The following is a 13551-nucleotide window of genomic DNA, read 5'->3' on the forward strand; positions in this document are numbered from 1 at the left end:
TTTAGAAGTTGTTTTATTTACCTAGAAAAATTTTATCAATTAAACCTTTAGGGACATAAACAAAACTTCCTACTTTCTTTGTAGGAAGTTTGTTCTTCTTAACAGCATTATAGACTATAATGGGGCTGGCGTTAAATTTTTCACTAATTTCTGAAATGGTATAGATGTAAATAATTGCTCTAAATCATGGCGTTTTACCCTTGTCAATCGAACCCAAAATTTGTTCCGGTTATCTCATTCTGTAAACAGTATCTTTTGATATACCATACATAATTGCTGCTTCAGAAACAGAAATAAATTCTCTGTTCTGAATTTCCGCAATTTTATTTGAAAATTTAGTAAGTAATAATTCCTTTTCAACCTGTTCTTTTTGCCGTTTTTTTCTTTCTTTTCCTTTTATTAGCACAGGATTGAGAACAAAAACGAGCGGTAACTGCCTTTGCCTCAAAAGGTTTAGAACACCGCTCACAAATCCTAGGTATTTTTAATTTACTAAACCTTATTTGTAAAGTAACATCTTGAACATTATCAGTTTTTTATAATTTAACGCTCATAAGACGCATATTATGTCCAATTATGACACGGTACAATTATGTACAAAAAACGCATAGATTCGATAAAAAACAATAAAAATTGAGAAATACTAAAAAAAATAAAAACCGCTGTAAATGTTTTATTTACAGCGATTTATCAATTATTGTTAATCAGTTATTATATTACCTACTTAACTTCTTCAAAATCTGCATCTTGTACATCATCTGTAGCATTACCTGTGTTAGCTTGTGCTTGTTCTGCACCTCCTTGAGCTTCAGCTTGTGCTTTGTACAACTCTTCTGATGCTGCCATCCAAGCCGCATCTAAAGCCTCAGATTTAGTTTTAATATTTGCCATATCTTTAGCTTCATAAGCTGTTTTTAATTCAGCTAAAGCGGTTTCTATCGCTGATTTTTTATCTGCAGAAATCTTATCTCCAAATTCTTTTATTTGCTTTTCAGTTTGGAAGATTTGTCCATCTGCTTTGTTGATAAGGTCAGCTTCTTCTTTTTTCTTAGCATCTGCTGCTGAGTTTTCTTCAGCTTCTCTCTTCATTCTTTCAATTTCTTCATCAGAAAGACCAGACGATGCTTGAATTTTGATAGATTGCTCTTTACCTGTACCTTTATCTTTTGCAGAAACGCTCAAAATACCGTTAGCGTCTATATCAAAAGTTACCTCAATTTGTGGCACACCTCTAGGTGCTGGTGGAATATCTGTAAGCTCAAATCTACCGATTTCTTTGTTATCGTTAAACATTGGTCTTTCCCCTTGTCCTACTCTGATGGTAACCGCAGGCTGGTTATCTACCGCAGTAGAGAACACTTCTGATTTTTTAGTAGGAATGGTTGTATTAGCCTCTATCAACTTAGTAAATACAGAACCCATAGTTTCTATACCTAAAGAAAGAGGTGTAACATCTAATAACAATACATCTTTAACATCTCCTGTAAGAACTCCCCCTTGGATAGCCGCACCTATAGCCACTACCTCATCTGGATTTACTCCTTTAGATGGAGCTTTACCGAAGAATTTCTCTACTGCTTCTTGTATCGCTGGGATTCTTGTAGAACCACCTACTAGGATAATCTCATCAATATCAGAAACGCTCATACCTGCATTTTTAAGAGCAGACTTACAAGGCTCGATAGTTCTTTGAATTAAATCTCCTGCTAATTGTTCAAACTTAGCTCTAGTTAATGTTTTAACTAAGTGTTTTGGACCTGAAGCTGTAGCTGTGATATATGGTAAGTTGATTTCTGTTTGAGTAGAAGATGATAATTCAACTTTTGCTTTTTCTGCTGCTTCTTTCAATCTTTGAAGAGCAATAGCATCAGATTTTAAATCTACGCCTTCTTCTGCTTGGAATTCAGCCGCCATCCAGTCGATAATCACATTATCAAAGTCGTCTCCTCCTAAGTGTGTATCACCATCGGTAGCCTTTACTTCGAAAGATGCGTTACCATCTACCTCGTACATTTCTAGTACAGAAACGTCGTGAGTACCACCACCACAGTCGAACACCACTACATTCATATCCTTCTTACCTACCTTATCTAGACCATAAGCTAAAGCTGCTGCAGTAGGTTCATTGATAATTCTTTCTACCTTAAGACCTGCAATTTCTCCAGCTTCTTTAGTTGCTTGTCTTTGTGCATCGTTAAAGTAAGCAGGTACAGTAATTACCGCACGAGAAACTTCTTGACCTAAATAATCTTCAGCCGTTTTCTTCATTTTTTGAAGAATCATTGCAGAAATTTCTTGAGGCGTGTATTCTCTATCTCCAATTTTAACTTTAACAGTATCGTTAGAACCTTCTACCACTTGATACGGAACTCTAGACACCTCGTTAGCATCTGTTTTAAAGTTAGCTCCGATAAATCTCTTGATAGAATAAACTGTATTTTTAGGGTTTGTAACCGCTTGTCTTTTTGCAGGATCTCCTACTTTTCTCTCACCATCTTCAGTGAAAGCTACGATAGAAGGCGTTGTTCTTTTTCCTTCTGCATTAGGGATTACCACAGGGTCTTTACCCTCCATTACTGCCACACAAGAGTTAGTAGTACCTAAGTCGATTCCTATAATTTTACTCATTTTAATTATGTATTTTTTTGTTAATATTCATTTTTAGTACACCTCCAATTTTACCAAGAATATGCCACTCCCTTTTTTATGACAAAATGACAGCACTAAACTTCATCATTTGCCTAGATATGTTTTTTTCAGTCAGTATCATTGTACTTTTTACATAAAGACACTTATTAAAAATTAGCTCTTCATTAAATACTTTTAATAAAAATCACTTATTTTTGTTCCCCTCTATGCTTTACGCTCAAGTCATACTGCCACTTAATCTAAAAGGAACTTTCACTTACAAAGTTCCCATTGATTTACAGGATAAAATAGCGTTGGGTATGCGTGTTCTTGTTCCGTTTAGAGGAAAAAAAATCTATACTGGAATCATCTCAGACCTTCACCAAAACACTCCCGAAGAGTTTTCTCCAAAGGAAATTTATAGCATTTTAGACGACACCCCTATTTTACCTCTCCCACAGCTTGAGTTCTGGCAATGGCTATCTTCCTACTATCTGTGTAATTTGGGTGATATTTACCGTTTAGCATTTCCTTCATCATTAAAATTGGAAAGTGAGACCTATCTAAAACTCAAACCAAATGCTAACATAGATTATGAACTTCTAGATGCCAACGAAATACTTTTAATACAGGCATTGGAAGTCCAACAATTGGTCAATCTTTCTGAAATGGAAGCCTTTATTCCAAAGAAAAATTTAATTAAAACCATCAACGCTCTTATAGATATGCACTATATAGAGATAGATGAAAAAGTGGCAGAAAAGTACAAAGTAAAGGAGGTAGCTTATGTAAAAATCAAAGAGGAATTATTAGACAATCAGTCTTTAGCAGAGGTCATTTCTAGCCTGAATAGAGCAGAAAAACAAAAAGAACTTTTCCTGCTCATTTTGTCTAAACAAACGGCTTCGCCTGAAGTTCCTATTAAAAAATCTATTTTGTTTGAGGAAAATAATTTCGCCCACGCTCAAATGAAAGCTCTAATAGATAAAGGTCTAGTAGATGAATATTACCTCCAGCACGACCGACTAGAGGCTTATAGTGGCGATATAGAAAATATTGAACCTCTTACTGAAAATCAAAACAATACACTTAAAGCAATAGAAGAGGCTTTTGCTCAAAATCAGAAAGTATTATTACACGGCGTAACTTCTTCAGGGAAAACCCACATCTATATCCACTTGATAGAGCAACTCATCAAAGAGGATAAAAACACATTATTATTACTACCCGAGATTGCATTAACCAAGCAAATTATCCGTAGGCTAGAAAAGAAATACGGCGATTTAATTGGCTTTTATCATCAAAAACTCACCGATTTTGAACGAGTGGAAGTTTGGCGAAAAGTAAAACTCAACAAGATTAAAGTCCTTATTGGAACTAGAAACGCATTGTTCCTACCCTACCAAAATTTAGATTTAGTGATTGTAGATGAAGAACACGATTCTGCCTACAAACCTAGAGAAGCTAGCCCTTACTTTAATGCTAAAGATGCAACTCAAATTTTAGCTCATCATTATAAAGCTCATCTACTGCTCGGCTCTGCTACGCCATCTTTGGAGTCTTATTACGCTGCACAAAAAGGAAAACTTAAATACCTTTATTTAGGCGAACGATACGGCAATGTAGATTTACCCGATTTTGAAATCATCAATATTAAAGAAGAACAGGAAGCCAAAACTTTAAATGGTAATTTTTCGGCAGCATTAGTTCAAAAAGTTCAGGAAAACCTAGAGGACAAAAAACAAATTATTATCCTCCATAATAGAAGAGGCTATGCCAATGTGGTAGAATGTGAGGCTTGCGGACATGTAACCTATTGCTCTAACTGTGATGTAATAATGACCTATCACAAATCTTCTAACGAATTGAAGTGCCATTATTGTGGACAAAGAGCATCTAAACCTAACCAATGCCCTAAGTGCCAGTCTCAACAACTCAATACCAAAGGCATCGGAGTAGAACAAGTGGCGGAGGAAGTCAAAAGATTGTTTCCAGAAGCAGAAGTGGACAGAATGGACATAGACTCTATGAGAAAAAAGTTCGCCTATGAAAAACTCTACGAAAAAATAGAAAATAGAGAAACCGATATCATTGTTGGCACACAGATGATTTCTAAAGGTTTAGACTTTGACCATATAGACCTAGTGGCAATTCCTAAGGCTGATGCACTTCTCTATGTGCAAGATTTCCGAGCAGAAGAAAGAGCTTATCAACTCATCACTCAGGTATCTGGAAGAGCAGGCAGAACTTCAGGAAAAGGTAAAGTAGTTATACAAACTTACAACCCAACACACCCTTTGTTTAGCTTGATTAATCACAATAGTACTCAAGAAATTTATGAGCATTTTCTAAATGACAGGAAAAAATTCCTCTATCCACCATTTACCAAAGTAGTGCTTATAGAAATTAAACACTCCAAAGAAGGTAAAGCAGATAGAGCTTCACAATTTTTAGGCTCTATCCTTAGGAAATATCTGCCTTTAGACTGTGTTTTAGGTCCAGAAAAAGCGCCTATCGCAAAGTTGAAAAACAAATATCAGTTCCAAATATTACTCAAACTGCCTAGAAATAATAAATACTTTACTTTCAAAGAGTACATTTCACAATCATTGGACGAGTTCAGAGAAATATCCGCTTATCAATCTGTGAAAATAGAGGTGTTTGTAGATTTTTAACTCTTTTTAACATAATTTAAGTCTATTTACCACCCTTGCATAGGTCTAGACTTATAATATTTTTTACCTTTGTTTCGTTGTTTTCTAATAGAAAACCTCAAAGTAATAAAATTTCAAAGTATGAATTTAATAAAAAAAGGACTTTTAACAGCCTGTATATCTATATTTTCCGTTTCATTTGCTCAATACTCTAGTTCGTACCCTACCTACGAAACACCAACTACTGAAAAAGTAACTCTTTCGGCTAAAGAAGAACTGGACATCGCTATCAATCGACTGGCAAGTGACCCTATGGTAAAAAATGGTCAATGGGGATTTGTAGTATACGACCCAAAAAGTAAGCAAGTCATAAGTTCTTATAACGAAACTACTCCATTAGTTCCTGCATCTACCACAAAGTTATTAACTACAGATGCAGCCATGAACATTATAGGTCCCAAATTCAAGTACAATACACAGCTAGAATACTCTGGTAAAATATCTGAAACAGGAGTTCTAGAAGGCAACCTATACATTATAGGTAGCGGCGACCCTACTTTGGGAACTGGTATGGCTGGTTCTTCTAGTTATAGTAGCATTGCTTCTGATTTTATATCTTCAATAAAGAGCTTAGGAATTACCAAAATCAACGGTAGCATTTTCGTACAAACTGCTATTTTCAAAGGTAATAATGACAACCTTCCTGCTAACATTGTATGGCTAGAAAGAGAGAACTACTATCTCCCTGTGGGCAAGACAGCCAATATAGACCCAACCAAAGAGAGAAAAATCACCAAACGCAAATTTAAAGCCGATGAAAAAAGATTTTTCTATGTTTCTCCATACACCAACCAAATGGTTTATACAGAATCTTTTGAAGGCAATACTGTAACTGGTAAGATACCTTCTGCACCTTATTCTCTCGCCAATACATTAAAGGCTTCTTTACTTAAAAATAAGATATCTGTAACAGGCAAAGTAGAGGGCAAAACCATTGATATAGAACCCGAAAACAGAACTTTTATCACCAAATATCAATCACCTAGCTTAGAGGATATTGTCTATTTCGTTAATCAGATGAGTAATAATAGATTTGCAGAAGCTCTACTGCGTTCAGTAGGATTTTATAAAAACGGAGACGAATCCTTAGAAACAGGCAGACAAACAATTGTAGAACATCTAAATGCTAACGGCTATGATTTCAACGGATTAAACCTAATGGACGGTAGCGGTTTATCTAGAAACAACTTAGTAACCCCTATTTCACAGGTTAAGTTTTTGGCAGGTCTTATGAAAGAGAAATATTACAAATCGTACTTTGATTCGTTGCCTATTGCAGGGCAGACAGGTACATTAAGGAAAATGTTTCTCTATAACGAAGGCTACGGACAAATCTTCGCTAAAACAGGTACATTAAGAGCTGTAAAATGTCTAGCAGGTTACATCAATACCAAATCTGGCAGAACCCTTACCTTCTCATTGTTAATCAATAATTATACAGGTTCTGTACATCAGATTAAAGCTAAAATGGAAAAACTACTAGAGCCTACACTCAACCTCTAGTATTTGTAAAATAATCCATAAAGTCTTCCAATAGTGAAGGCTTTTTTTATTAAATTAGCCAACGATTTTATAACCAAAATAAACTAAATATGATTTCTAAAAATTATCTAGAGTATTTACAAACCGAACTTCAAAACATCAAGAACGAAGGTCTTTATAAAAACGAACGCATCATTACCTCTCAACAATCGGCTGAAATTATAGCTAATGGTAAAAAGTTACTTAACTTCTGTGCCAATAACTACCTCGGGCTATCCAACCACCCCGAAGTTATGAAAGCCTCACAAGACGCTATTGCTTCTCACGGTTACGGTATGTCTTCAGTGCGTTTTATATGTGGTACACAAGACATTCATAAAAATCTAGAGGCTAAAATATCTGAGTTTTTGGGTATGGAAGACACCATTCTCTATGCCGCTTGTTTTGATGCCAACGGAGGGGTTTTTGAACCACTATTTACAGCAGAAGATGCCATCATTTCTGATGAACTTAACCACGCTTCTATTATTGATGGAGTAAGACTTTGCAAAGCGGCAAGGTATCGCTACAAAAACAATGATATGGCAGATTTGGAAGCTCAGCTTATTGAAGCGAGTAAACACAACCACAGATTTAAAATCATTGTTACCGATGGAGTATTCTCTATGGACGGTATCGTAGCCGACTTAAAAGGCGTTTGTGATTTAGCTGAAAAATACGATGCTCTAGTAATGGTGGACGACTCCCACGCCACAGGTTTTATCGGCAAAACAGGAAGAGGCACTCACGAAGCAAACGAAGTTATGGGAAGAGTGGACATCATTACTTCTACACTAGGTAAAGCACTAGGTGGAGCATTGGGTGGCTTTACTTCTGGTAAAAAAGAAATTATAGATATGTTAAGACAGCGTTCTAGACCTTATCTGTTTTCCAACTCTTTAGCCCCTGGCATTGTAGGTGCGGCGACCAAAGTTCTAGAAATGATTTCCGAAGATACCAGTTTAAGAGATAAGGTAATGGATAACGCCCAATATTTTAGAACCCAAATGAAAGCCAAAGGCTTTGACATTCCTGATGGCGATGCCGCTATTGTACCTGTAATGCTTTATGATGCCCCACTATCACAAAAAATGGCAGAAAAACTTATGGACGAAGGCATCTATGTTATCGGGTTTTTCTACCCTGTGGTTCCTAAAGGTAAGGCTAGAATTAGAGTACAATTATCAGCCGCACACACAAGAGAACATTTAGATAAGGCTATAGCTGCCTTTGAAAAAGTAGGAAAAGAATTAGGGGTTATCTAAAACATTAAGACTAACACTTTATATACAAAACTACATTAGAGCATTACATAAATTAAAATATTTACTTTAGTCGGTAACCTTTAAAACCAAGCTGAAAAGAGTATGTCAATACCAAAATATAATGAGATACAAGTTCCTGCTCTAAAACTTTTAGAAGACGGGAAAATTTTAAAATTGAGAGATTTTATTGAACCTATTGCATTACACTTTAACTTGTCAAATGATGAAATAAATCAAATGTATCCATCAGGCAATGGATATATATTTTATGACAGAATATCTTGGGCTTTAAGTTATCTGAATATGGCAGGTTTGTTAAATAAACCAGGAAGAGGATTATTTAAAATCAGTCAGAAAGGTATTGAACTCTTAAAAACTCCCGAAAAGATTGTCCGTTTTGTTGAAAAAGAAGTTCAAAAATCAGATAAAGTTAAGAAGGAAAGAGAACCTTCTAAAATAGAAATCATTGATACTAAGAGTGACAACCTTACTCCTCAAGAAAAACTGTATAATTCTTTTAATAAAATTAGACAAACTGTTTACGATGAAATTATCAATACAATCTTAAGTAAAAGTCCAACTGCGTTTGAAAAACTTGTAGTTTTATTACTTCAAAAAATGGGTTATGGTGGAGAAATTAAAGATTCTGGATTGATAACAAAAAGAACAAATGACGGTGGAATTGATGGTATAATTAAAGAGGATATATTAGGATTTGGTCGTATAAACATACAAGCTAAAAGGTACAGAAGAGATATTGGCATTGGAAGAGAGGAAATTCAAAAGTTTGTTGGAGCTTTGATGGTAGCACAATCGAATAAAGGCGTTTTCATCACTACTTCATATTTTTCGAATGGAGCGAGAGAATATGTGGAAAATTTATTTGGTAACACTACCATCGTTTTAATTGACGGCAACCAGTTAGCTGAATATATTTACAATTATGGACTCGGAATGCAAGTGGAGCAACTCATTGAAATAAAGAAAATGGATAGTGATTTTTGGGACTCAATGTCAGACGAATAATGAGACTATACTAACTAACACAGCATTCACAAAAAACAAATTCGTGGAAATAATAGAGAACTTTATCATTTCCACGAATTCTTATTTTAATAATATTAAAATCTAACGCAATAAGTTTAAACCTTTAATGATGATGGAATAAATGCCCTAGCAAAGCAATCAGAATTCCTGACACTACAAGCAGGAGCTTCGTCCAATCCATTTTATGATTTTTGTTACTTTCAAATATAATTACGGCGGAGATGTGCAGAAATATTCCTCCCACTATCGCCAGAAAATAAGACTGCCACTCCATTGGGATATATTTTCCCAAAAGCACTCCAAGAGGAGAAGCCAAAGCAAAAATGCTAATAATACTCCACGAATAACGCTTTGATGACCCTTTACCAAACAAATACGCTCCCAAAACAAAGGAAATAGGAAGGTTATGAAACAGGATACCTGTAAGATAAGGCGACAAAACCTCTGTTTCGTTAGCTAAAGGGATACCTTCTATAAAAGCATGAAAAAACAAACCCACCATAAGTGCCACAGGCAGTATATTTTTAGTTTCGCTATGATGGTGGATATGCCCATGCTCAAAGCCTTTGGTAAGACTTTCTAAAACCATCTGCAACAGCACTCCTAACACAATCCAAATACCTATATTATGATTATGTTCGTGGTAGACTTGAGGAAAGACTTCGTTAAGACAAATCGTAATAAGAAACCCCGCACTTAGAATAAGTAAATTCTTTGCTAGCTTCTCTTTAGCCCCAAAAAACTTGCCTAACAATACACCTACTATTACACTTAGAATGAGAAGAACAATAATCATAGAATTAAAAATAGAACCGCAAAAATATTAAAAAACCTTGGGAGTATAGCTATAAAATGGAAGCCCTGAAGTAAAAAAGCAAATCAACTATAACTAATAATATAAAACACCACCAAAACTAAACAGATATTTAAGTCTTATATTCCTTATTTTTTTATTAACTTTGCACCCAGTTTTTGAGAAAATGTAATATGGCGACTAATGTTTATGATAATATTCTCGGTTTAATAGGAAATACTCCTCTTGTTAGATTAAATAAAATTACCGAAAATATAGCAGCTACAGTCTATGCAAAGATAGAGTCTTCTAACCCAGGGCACTCTACTAAAGATAGGATAGCTCTGCATATTATAGAACAAGCAGAAAAAAAAGGATTACTAAAACCAGGTGCTACTATTGTAGAGACCACCTCTGGTAACACGGGGTTCTCTATTGCCATGGTAAGCATTATCAAAGGGTACAAGTGTATCTTATCTGTAAGCGATAAAACCAAGCCTGAAAAAATAGCTTATCTAAAGGCATTAGGTGCTACCGTATATGTTTGCCCTGCAAATGTACCTGCGGACGACCCTCGCTCTTATTACGAAGTCGCTAAGAGAATTGCTAAAGAAACGCCTAACTCTATCTACATCAACCAATATTTTAACGAGCTAAATATAGATGCCCACTACACCACTACTGGTCCTGAGATATGGGAACAGACCCAAGGGAAAATCACGCACCTAATCGCATGTACTGGCACTGGTGGAACACTTTCTGGCTCTGCTAAATTTCTTAAAGAGCAAAACCCTGACATCAAAATCATTGGAGTAGATGCAGACGGTTCTATACTTAAAACTTACCACGAAACAGGAGCTATCAATAAAGAGGATATTCACCCCTACCAAATAGAAGGATTGGGCAAAAACTTAATCCCAACCGCTCTTAGGTTTGATTTAATAGACGAATTTGTAAGAGTAAACGATGAACAAAGTGCTTACCGCACAAGAGAAATTGCTATAAAGGAAGGCATTATGGGAGGCTACACCACAGGAGCCGTTACCCAAGCTCTGATGCAGTATGCAGAGGAGAATCCGTTTAAAGAAGACGATTTAGTGGTGCTTATTTACCCAGACCACGGTTCTAGATACATCAGCAAAGTCTATAATGACGAGTGGATGGAATCTCAAGGCTTTACCAATAACGAACTTCATAACTACGACAAGCTCTTTAAAACAGAGCATATATAAAACTAAAATTATAGGTAAAAACTGTTTCTACAACAGATGTAGAAACAGTTTTTTTATTTTACAGCAACTCATCAAAACCCTTTTTTATACCATCAAGATGAATTGGATTATTTTAATCATTGCAGGACTCTTTGAAGCCTTATTTGCATTTTGTTTAGGGAAAGCCAAAACTTCGGAAAGTACAGAAGCGGTTTGGTGGTATCTAGGCTTTTTGGTTGCTCTTACTACAAGCATGGGGTTACTCATTAAAGCCACCCAAACGCTCCCCATAGGAACCGCCTACGCCGTATGGACAGGAATAGGAGCAGTAGGCACTGTACTGATTGGCATCTTTGTATTTAAAGAACCCGCTACCACACTAAGGCTCTTTTTCTTAGTTACTCTTATAGGCTCCATTATCGGGCTGAAAGCTGTATCAAGCTAAATACATTTTTAGGGAAGACCTCCCTATGGATATAGGGAACGCCTCCCCACGGTCGTGGGGAGGCGTTTCTCATTAAGCTAGGGAATAGCACCCTATTTAACCAATAACCACTGGTGCTGAAAGTACACCCACTCTAGGCTCTTTGGTAGTGATTCCTCCTTTAGAATATTGCGTGGTAATGCTGAGTTCATAGTTCCCTGCTTCTAAATCTGTAGGAACGAGAATGAGTAACCTTGACGGCTCATTAAGCACAATATGTTCTGTTGAGAGCTTCACTTCTTGCTGAGTGTCTAAGTTTTTAAAGACGATGCCGTTTTTAGGACTGTCTCCATCTATTTTAATATAAGTACCTTTGATTTCAGCGTTTTTGCCTTTGGTAAGTGTGCCATCTGCTTTGCCTGTAACCTTGTCGGTAATGCTGAACACACTCATAGGGCTGGATTGTTCGCCTAGGATTTCTACCTTAGTGTCTGCTACCGCTTTTCTAAGGTCTAAGCCTTGGTTCACATTCACATAAACGGAGTGCTTCTCTTTATCCCAAGTTTTGTCGTAAAATACGCCCTTAATGGCAGGACGCATATACACCAGTCCTGTATTTACACTATAACCATTAAGTACTAGCTCTGAGGCTTTACGGTTAAAACGAGTGATAATATCTACTGCCGTTTCGGTTTGTATTTCCATACCCTCTTTTTTAAGAGCTTCTATAATTTCTGTAATGCCAAGACTACCACCTAAGAGAGGCACGGCTACAAAATCGTTAGGGTCGTCTTTCGTGAGTAGGTTGGGACGCAACCAAGCTTTTAGTGTATTCATAAGTGTAAAATTTTAGTATTAGATATTTATATGATAATTATTGTACAAAATGTAAACGAAAGTTTCGCTCGCCTGTTCCAGGTTTCATTGTATATTTTGCCACCTGATAGATGTAATAGTTTGCACCTTGTTTTAAATAAACAAATATCCCATTACCTGCGGTGGTTGCAGAAGTATTTACAACTTTTCTATCTTCATAAAAGAAACCAGGTTCATCCATTCCAAGGGCACTTTCACTTATTTGTACCCATACTGATGCAGAGCCTTCATCCGCATTTCCTCCATTATTGGGATTATTATTTTGCACATAAAACCATCGGGAAACTAAAGTGTACCAGCCTGTTTTAGGAACAGTATAAGGACCATAAACTACTACTATATTTTGTTTGTCTCTTTCGTTTGGCGTTCCATTAGCGTTCCATAAAGCATCAGGGACAGCATAGTTAGGGGCTTTTAGAGCAGTGCTTGTCCAAGTAGCCTTACCTTCAGCATCACTCGTTAAAACTTTTCCTGCGCCTTGGGTACCGTCTGCTATCTTTACCCCTCCAGCCACATCTAGTTTAGTAGTTGGGGCATCAGTACCAACCCCTATATTCCCTGCTCCCTTAAACACTAAGTTATTAGACCCTAGAGTTACCGTTCTGTTACCTGCTAGAGTACCATCTGCAGTGTAGAGGTTAGTAGATACCCCACCGTCACTACTCAATCTTACCCATTCCCCATTGGCAACACTGCCTGTAGGAAAAGTTTGGTTAGGGTTTTTAAAATAGTAGAACCCTGGGCTTACACTCACTTGTTTGCCACCTTTACTGGTATTAGATACTGTAAGACCTGTCCCCGAGTTATACACCACCATACCATCAAAGTAGTTAGAAAACTTACCTGGATCAATTGAGGAGAGTTTAAACTCCCAAGTAGTTAAATTAGTAGTAGGAAAATACAACCCCTTTCCTAGAGTATTAGAAAACTGATTATAGTAAGAGGCGTCCATAAAAGGATTTTCTCCTCCTATAGTATTAGTAGATTGATTTTGAACTTGAATTTGGGCATTAGCTGTAAAAAAAGCCAATAACCCTAATAAGATGATTTTTTTCATAATGATATAATTTAA

Annotated in this window: 11 protein-coding genes; 6 read left to right on the forward strand and 5 right to left on the reverse strand. The window is 36.3% G+C overall.

Annotated elements, in window-relative coordinates:
- Window positions 1-229: 229 nt before the first annotated feature.
- Window positions 230-469, reverse strand: a complete 240-nt coding sequence (locus GXW81_RS10430; protein ID WP_260393515.1) for a hypothetical protein — start codon at window positions 467-469, stop codon at window positions 230-232.
- Between the two features lie 251 nt (window positions 470-720).
- A complete protein-coding gene (gene dnaK, locus GXW81_RS00740) occupies window positions 721-2628 on the reverse strand; it encodes a molecular chaperone DnaK (protein ID WP_004920090.1) in 1908 nt (635 codons plus the stop codon).
- A 227-nt stretch (window positions 2629-2855) separates the two neighbouring features.
- On the opposite strand from dnaK, the gene priA reads away from it, so the two are divergent.
- The 4 genes from priA to GXW81_RS00760 all read left to right on the forward strand — a co-directional run bounded on the left by priA (window position 2856) and on the right by GXW81_RS00760 (window position 9154).
- Complete coding sequence (gene priA, locus GXW81_RS00745) at window positions 2856-5303, forward strand: primosomal protein N' (RefSeq protein WP_161530811.1); 2448 nt, start codon at window positions 2856-2858, stop codon at window positions 5301-5303.
- Window positions 5304-5423: 120 nt separating this feature from the next.
- Window positions 5424-6845: a D-alanyl-D-alanine carboxypeptidase/D-alanyl-D-alanine-endopeptidase gene (gene dacB, locus GXW81_RS00750; RefSeq protein WP_161530778.1), complete on the forward strand. Its 1422-nt coding sequence runs from the start codon at window positions 5424-5426 to the stop codon at window positions 6843-6845.
- Window positions 6846-6934: 89 nt separating this feature from the next.
- Window positions 6935-8128, forward strand: coding sequence for a glycine C-acetyltransferase (gene kbl, locus GXW81_RS00755; RefSeq protein ID WP_161530779.1), 1194 nt, complete (start codon window positions 6935-6937; stop codon window positions 8126-8128).
- Window positions 8129-8230: 102 nt separating this feature from the next.
- Window positions 8231-9154, forward strand: coding sequence for a restriction endonuclease (locus GXW81_RS00760; RefSeq protein WP_161530780.1), 924 nt, complete (start codon window positions 8231-8233; stop codon window positions 9152-9154).
- A 124-nt stretch (window positions 9155-9278) separates the two neighbouring features.
- Here the strand turns inward: GXW81_RS00760 and GXW81_RS00765 are convergent, their stop codons facing one another.
- Window positions 9279-9971 (reverse strand): ZIP family metal transporter, encoded by a 693-nt coding sequence (locus GXW81_RS00765; protein ID WP_161530781.1) that lies wholly within the window; start codon window positions 9969-9971, stop codon window positions 9279-9281.
- 191 nt (window positions 9972-10162) lie between these two features.
- Here GXW81_RS00765 and GXW81_RS00770 point away from each other — a divergent pair, with 191 nt between their 5' ends.
- A complete protein-coding gene (locus GXW81_RS00770; RefSeq protein ID WP_161530812.1) occupies window positions 10163-11200 on the forward strand; it encodes a PLP-dependent cysteine synthase family protein in 1038 nt (345 codons plus the stop codon).
- A 97-nt stretch (window positions 11201-11297) separates the two neighbouring features.
- Window positions 11298-11624, forward strand: coding sequence for a multidrug efflux SMR transporter (locus GXW81_RS00775; protein ID WP_161530782.1), 327 nt, complete (start codon window positions 11298-11300; stop codon window positions 11622-11624).
- Window positions 11625-11720: 96 nt separating this feature from the next.
- Here GXW81_RS00775 and GXW81_RS00780 read toward each other — a convergent pair whose 3' ends face one another.
- Window positions 11721-12440, reverse strand: a complete 720-nt coding sequence (locus tag GXW81_RS00780) for a DNA-binding domain-containing protein (protein WP_161530783.1) — start codon at window positions 12438-12440, stop codon at window positions 11721-11723.
- Window positions 12441-12477: 37 nt separating this feature from the next.
- A complete protein-coding gene (locus GXW81_RS10435) occupies window positions 12478-13536 on the reverse strand; it encodes a hypothetical protein (RefSeq protein ID WP_252339366.1) in 1059 nt (352 codons plus the stop codon).
- Between the last annotated feature and the right edge of the window lie 15 nt (window positions 13537-13551).

The sequence above is a fragment of the Riemerella anatipestifer genome (genome assembly GCF_009932355.1).
In the GTDB taxonomy this organism is placed as follows: domain Bacteria; phylum Bacteroidota; class Bacteroidia; order Flavobacteriales; family Weeksellaceae; genus Riemerella; species Riemerella anatipestifer_E.

What these genes read in the sequence shown, in the direction of transcription:
- dnaK (WP_004920090.1), bottom strand. Translation starts at nt 2,628, where the DNA reads ATGAGTAAAATTATAGGAATCGACTTAGGTACTACTAACTCTTGTGTG.
- priA (WP_161530811.1), top strand. Translation starts at nt 2,856, where the DNA reads ATGCTTTACGCTCAAGTCATACTGCCACTTAATCTAAAAGGAACTTTC.
- dacB (WP_161530778.1), top strand. Translation starts at nt 5,424, where the DNA reads ATGAATTTAATAAAAAAAGGACTTTTAACAGCCTGTATATCTATATTT.
- kbl (WP_161530779.1), top strand. Translation starts at nt 6,935, where the DNA reads ATGATTTCTAAAAATTATCTAGAGTATTTACAAACCGAACTTCAAAAC.
- GXW81_RS00760 (WP_161530780.1), top strand. Translation starts at nt 8,231, where the DNA reads ATGTCAATACCAAAATATAATGAGATACAAGTTCCTGCTCTAAAACTT.
- GXW81_RS00765 (WP_161530781.1), bottom strand. Translation starts at nt 9,971, where the DNA reads ATGATTATTGTTCTTCTCATTCTAAGTGTAATAGTAGGTGTATTGTTA.
- GXW81_RS00770 (WP_161530812.1), top strand. Translation starts at nt 10,163, where the DNA reads ATGGCGACTAATGTTTATGATAATATTCTCGGTTTAATAGGAAATACT.
- GXW81_RS00775 (WP_161530782.1), top strand. Translation starts at nt 11,298, where the DNA reads ATGAATTGGATTATTTTAATCATTGCAGGACTCTTTGAAGCCTTATTT.
- GXW81_RS00780 (WP_161530783.1), bottom strand. Translation starts at nt 12,440, where the DNA reads ATGAATACACTAAAAGCTTGGTTGCGTCCCAACCTACTCACGAAAGAC.
- GXW81_RS10435 (WP_252339366.1), bottom strand. Translation starts at nt 13,536, where the DNA reads ATGAAAAAAATCATCTTATTAGGGTTATTGGCTTTTTTTACAGCTAAT.